The organism is Alkalilacustris brevis, assembly GCF_003350345.1.
Lineage (GTDB): Bacteria > Pseudomonadota > Alphaproteobacteria > Rhodobacterales > Rhodobacteraceae > Alkalilacustris > Alkalilacustris brevis.
In genome coordinates this window covers 1-4,964 of record NZ_QNVJ01000042.1, presented here as the reverse complement: position 1 = coordinate 4,964, position 4,964 = coordinate 1, and the positions used below count along the sequence as shown (strand labels likewise).

General features: G+C 65.0%; 4 protein-coding genes. All 4 read left to right on the top strand.

What is annotated here, in order from left to right; genetic code table 11:
• Window positions 1-200 precede the first annotated feature (200 nt).
• Entirely contained in the window at window positions 201-1,760 is a 1,560-nt protein-coding gene (guaA, locus tag DQ229_RS06050) for a glutamine-hydrolyzing GMP synthase (protein WP_114965380.1), read from the top strand.
• Between the two features lie 145 nt (window positions 1,761-1,905).
• The gene (locus DQ229_RS06045) at window positions 1,906-2,802 is read left to right on the top strand and encodes a DMT family transporter (protein ID WP_114965379.1); all 897 of its coding nucleotides are present in this window, start codon (window positions 1,906-1,908) and stop codon (window positions 2,800-2,802) included.
• 80 nt (window positions 2,803-2,882) lie between these two features.
• A complete protein-coding gene (locus tag DQ229_RS06040) occupies window positions 2,883-3,758 on the top strand; it encodes an ATPase (RefSeq protein WP_114965378.1) in 876 nt (291 codons plus the stop codon).
• 215 nt (window positions 3,759-3,973) lie between these two features.
• Complete coding sequence (gene metA / locus DQ229_RS06035; RefSeq protein ID WP_114965377.1) at window positions 3,974-4,891, top strand: homoserine O-acetyltransferase MetA; 918 nt, start codon at window positions 3,974-3,976, stop codon at window positions 4,889-4,891.
• Window positions 4,892-4,964: the final 73 nt, after the last annotated feature.

Here is a 4,964-nt window from a genome sequence, read left to right as displayed (position 1 = left end):
CTGCCCTCGGGCCTTTTTGCGGGCTGTGTCATGCAGAGGTCGCTCAAATGCGATTCCCCTGTGGGCCAGCGTCAGCGGGCGCGCGGGCGCAGGCGGGGCCGACCGGCAGCCGGTGGCGCCCCGGCATGACCACCCCGACATGGCCCGGGCCTTGTGCGCAGCCCTCTTGCGCCCTCGGCGCGTGCGCCCTAACAGAAGGCATGAGCAAGCACGAACGCCTCCTTATCGTCGATTTCGGCAGCCAGGTGACGCAGCTTATCGCGCGCCGTCTGCGCGAGCTGAACGTCTATTGCGAAATCCATCCGTTCAACACGGTCGATGACGCCTTTCTCGACCGTTTCGCCCCGCGTGCGGTGATCCTTTCGGGCGGGCCGGCCAGCGTGACCGCACAGGGCAGCCCGCGCGCGCCGCAAAAGCTGTTCGAGATGGGCGTGCCGGTGCTGGGTATCTGCTACGGCCAGCAGGTGATGATGGAGCAGCTTGGCGGGCGCGTCGAATCCGGCCACCACCGCGAGTTCGGCCGTGCCTTCGTCACCCCGACCGCCGCGCATGAGGGCGACCGGATCTTCACCGGGCTGTTCGCCACCGGGCGCGAGGAAGTCTGGATGAGCCATGGCGACCGTGTGACCGCGCTTGCCCCCGGTTTCGAGGTCTATGGCACCTCGCCCGGTGCGCCCCTGGCGATGGTGGGCGACCCGGCGCGGCAGTTCTACGCCGTTCAATTCCACCCCGAGGTGCACCACACCCCCAACGGGCGTATCCTGCTGGAAAACTTCATCAGGCTTGCCGGTTTCACCGGCGACTGGACGATGGGCGCCTACCGCGCCGAGGCGGTGGAAAAGATTCGCGCCCAGGTCGGCAATGGCAAGGTGATCTGCGGGCTTTCCGGCGGGGTGGACAGCTCGGTCGCCGCCATGCTGATCCACGAGGCGATAGGCGAGCAACTCACCTGCGTCTTCGTTGATCACGGGCTTCTGCGCCAGGGCGAGGCCGACGAGGTCGTGTCGATGTTCCGCGACCATTACAACATCCCGCTGATCCATGCCGATGAATCCGAGTTGTTCCTCGGCGCGCTCGACGGCGTGTCCGACCCTGAAATCAAACGCAAGACCATCGGGCGATTGTTCATCGAGGTATTCGAAAGGCACGCCAAATCGGTGGGCGATGCCAAGTTCCTCGCCCAGGGCACGCTTTACCCCGATGTAATCGAATCGGTCAGCTTTTCCGGCGGACCCTCGGTCACGATCAAGAGCCACCACAATGTCGGCGGTCTTCCCGAGAAGATGGGCCTCAAGCTGGTCGAGCCATTGCGCGAACTGTTCAAGGACGAGGTGCGCGCGCTCGGGCGCGAGCTGGGACTGCCCGCCCATTTCATCGGCCGGCATCCGTTCCCGGGGCCGGGGCTGGCGATCCGCTGCCCCGGCGCGATCAGCCACGACAAGCTTGAAATCCTGCGCAAGGCCGATGCGATCTTCATCGACCAGATCCGCCGCCATGGCCTTTATGATGACATCTGGCAGGCTTTCGTCGCGCTCCTGCCGGTGCGCAGTGTTGGTGTCATGGGCGACGGGCGCACCTATGAATATGCCTGCGCCCTGCGCGCCGTGACGAGCGTCGACGGCATGACCGCCGATTACTACCCCTTCACCCACGAGTTTCTTGGCGAAACCGCCACCCGCATCGTCGGCGAGGTGCAGGGGATCAACCGCGTCACCTATGACATCACCTCCAAGCCGCCGGGCACGATCGAATGGGAATGATCCCGCGGCCATCCGCGGGGTGTCGTCATTTTGATTTTGTCTTTGGTATCATGATTTTGTCGCACTCATCAGATATCCTGCGTGAACTGCGTCCCGCGCCACGGCGCCGGCCCCGCGGGGCCATGCCGGCGGGGCGCTGACGCGCATGCCGACCGCGATTCCGCATATCCCGCCCGACGCGCGGCCCTGGCGCGCGTTCTTCTGGATGATCGGGGCGATTGCCTCTTTCGCGATGATGGCCGTGGCCGGCCGGGCGATCCAGGTCGAGCTGAACACGTTCGAGCTGATGACATGGCGTTCGCTGGTGGGCTGGGTGATCGTCGCCGTCATCCTGTGGCGCTCTTCCCCCGGTTTCGCACAGGTCCGCACCCGCGTGCCCGGTATGCACGTGATCCGCAACCTGTTCCACTTCCTCGGCCAGAACGGCTGGTTCTATGCGCTCACCCTGATCCCGCTCAGCCAACTTGTGGCGATCGAGTTCTCAAACCCGATCTGGGTGGCCCTGCTCGCACCGTTTTTCCTGGGCGAAAGGCTGACACGGCGGCGAATTCTGGCGGTTGCGCTGGGGTTTGTCGGGGTGCTGATCGTCGCGCGCCCGGGGGTCGAGCCGCTCAGTATCGGCCATGCGGCGGCCTTCGTCGCGGCCTTCGGCTTCGCGCTCAACACCATCTGGACGAAAAAGATCATGGCCCATGACACGGTGTTGTGCGTGCTCTTCTGGATGACGCTCAGCCAGTTCTTCATGGGGCTGATCCTCAGCCTTGGGGCGGGGTTCACCTGGCCGTCTCTGGCGCTGACGCCCTGGCTGGTGATCGTCGGAATCTCCGGCATCACGGCGCATTTCTCGCTTACCACGGCGCTTGGCCATGCGCCGGCCACGATCGTGGCGCCGATGGAGTTCTTGCGCCTGCCAGTGCTCGCCCTGGTGGGGATGCTGCTTTATGCCGAACCGCTGCTGCTCTCGGCCTTTGTGGGCGGGGCGGTGATCCTGGTGGCCAACCTGCTCAATATCACCCGCCCCCGCCGCCGCGACAAGGGCTGAGCCCTTGCCAGGCGCATTGCCGTTGACCGCCGGGCGTGGCACCGTTACCCACGCCGGCGCAACAATCGGGAGTGAGGCGCGTGATCTACAATTCGGCCAAGGAATGGCGCGCGGCCGGCAAACGGCGGGTGATGCTGTTCGCCATGTCGGGGCTGGGCAAGACGCATGTCGCCACGACGCTGCGCGAGGCGGGCGGCTGGTTTCACTACTCGGTCGATTATCGCATCGGCACCCGCTACATGGGCGAGCACATTGCCGACAATTTCAAGCGCGAGGCCATGCGCGTGCCGCTGCTGCGCGAATTACTGCTGACCGACTCGGTCTATATCGCCTCGAACATCACCTTCGACAATCTCGCACCGCTGTCCACCTATCTGGGCAAACCCGGCAAGCCGGAGCAGGGCGGGCTGCCCTTTGACGAGTACATGAAGCGCCAGCAGCAGCACCGCGCGGCCGAGATCGCCGCCATGCTCGACACCCCGCATTTCATCGACCGCGCCGAGGATATCTATGGCTACGGCCATTTCGTCTGTGACACGTCCGGCTCGATTTGCGAGGTGGTCGATCCCGACACCCCCGACGATCCGGTGATGTCGGTGCTCTCGCAGCACCTGCTGCCGGTCTGGATCGAAGGCAGCGAGGCCCATACCGCCGAACTGGTGCGCCGTTTCGACCGCGCGCCCAAGCCCATGTATTACCAGCCCGGCTTCCTTCACGCGGCCTGGGCCGACTATCAACGCGAAACCGGCCTGGCCGAGGCGCAGATCGACCCCGACGCCTTCGTCCGCTGGGCCTATGCGCGCGCGCTGGCCCATCGCGCGCCGCGCTATGCGGCCATGGCCCGGCGCTGGGGCGTGACGGTGCAAGTCGCCGATTTCGCCGCCATTCGCGACGAGGCCGATTTCCTCGACCTGGTCGGCACCGCGATCGAGGCCCGGCGCGCCCGCGCCGCCTGATATGGGCAGACCAGTGCCGAACAGGCGATCTTCTGCGCCCGGCCCTGCTTCTTCTTGGCCCAAATATCCTCGCCGAAGGCGGCCCCACCGGCCGGCACCGGGCGACCGGGTCGCGCATGGCACCGCCCCCCGCACCTTGCGCCCTTCATCAGCCGGTTGAACCGCGCGCCGCGCCGCTCTAGAAGCGATTGATCCTACGCAAGAGTTCCAGACCCATGCCGATCACACTGCCTGCCGAACTGCCCGCCTATGATGTCCTTGCGCGCGAGGGCGTCATGGTGATGTCCCAGGCGCAGGCCTCGCGGCAGGATATCCGGCCGCTGCGCATCGGGCTGCTGAACCTGATGCCCAAGAAGATCCAGACCGAAACGCAGTTCGCCCGGCTGATCGGCGCCACGCCCCTGCAGATCGATTTTCGCCTGATCCGCATGACCGAGCACCAGACGAAGAACACCGCCGCCGAACATATGGAGGCCTTCTACCGCCCCTTTCAGGAGGTGAAGGAGGAAAAATACGATGGGCTCATCATCACCGGCGCCCCGATCGAACATCTGCCCTTCGAGGAGGTGACCTATTGGGAGGAGTTGCGCGAGGTGATGGACTGGACCCAGACCAACGTGCATTCCACCTTCGGTGTCTGCTGGGGGGGCATGGCGATGATCCGGCATTTCCACGCGGTGGAAAAGCACATCCTGCCGAAAAAGGCCTTCGGCTGCTACCGGCACCGCAACCTGGCGCCGGCCTCGCCCTATCTGCGCGGGTTTTCCGACGATGTCCTCGTGCCCGTCAGCCGCTGGACCGAGATGCGCCAGAGCGAGATCGACGCCGTGCCGGAACTGCGCACCCTGATCGCCAGCGAAGAGGTCGGCCCCTGCCTGGTCGAGGATACGGCGCATCGCGCGCTCTATATCTTCAACCATTTTGAATATGACAGCGGCACGCTGAAGGAAGAATATGACCGCGACGTCGCCGCCGGCAAGCCGATCGAGGTGCCGTGCAACTACTATCCCGACGATGACCCCACGCGCCCGCCGTCTAACCGCTGGCGCAGCCATGCGCATCTGCTTTACGGCAACTGGATCAACGCGATCTACCAGACCACGCCGTTCGACATGGCGCGCATCGGGCAATAGCAGGCTTCTGAAAAGGAAACCGGGCAGTTCTCGGCGAGGAAACTGTTCCTGTCCCACCATCCGAACGGGGCGA

What these genes read in the sequence shown, in the direction of transcription:
- guaA (WP_114965380.1), top strand. Translation starts at nt 201, where the DNA reads ATGAGCAAGCACGAACGCCTCCTTATCGTCGATTTCGGCAGCCAGGTG.
- DQ229_RS06045 (WP_114965379.1), top strand. Translation starts at nt 1,906, where the DNA reads ATGCCGACCGCGATTCCGCATATCCCGCCCGACGCGCGGCCCTGGCGC.
- metA (WP_114965377.1), top strand. Translation starts at nt 3,974, where the DNA reads ATGCCGATCACACTGCCTGCCGAACTGCCCGCCTATGATGTCCTTGCG.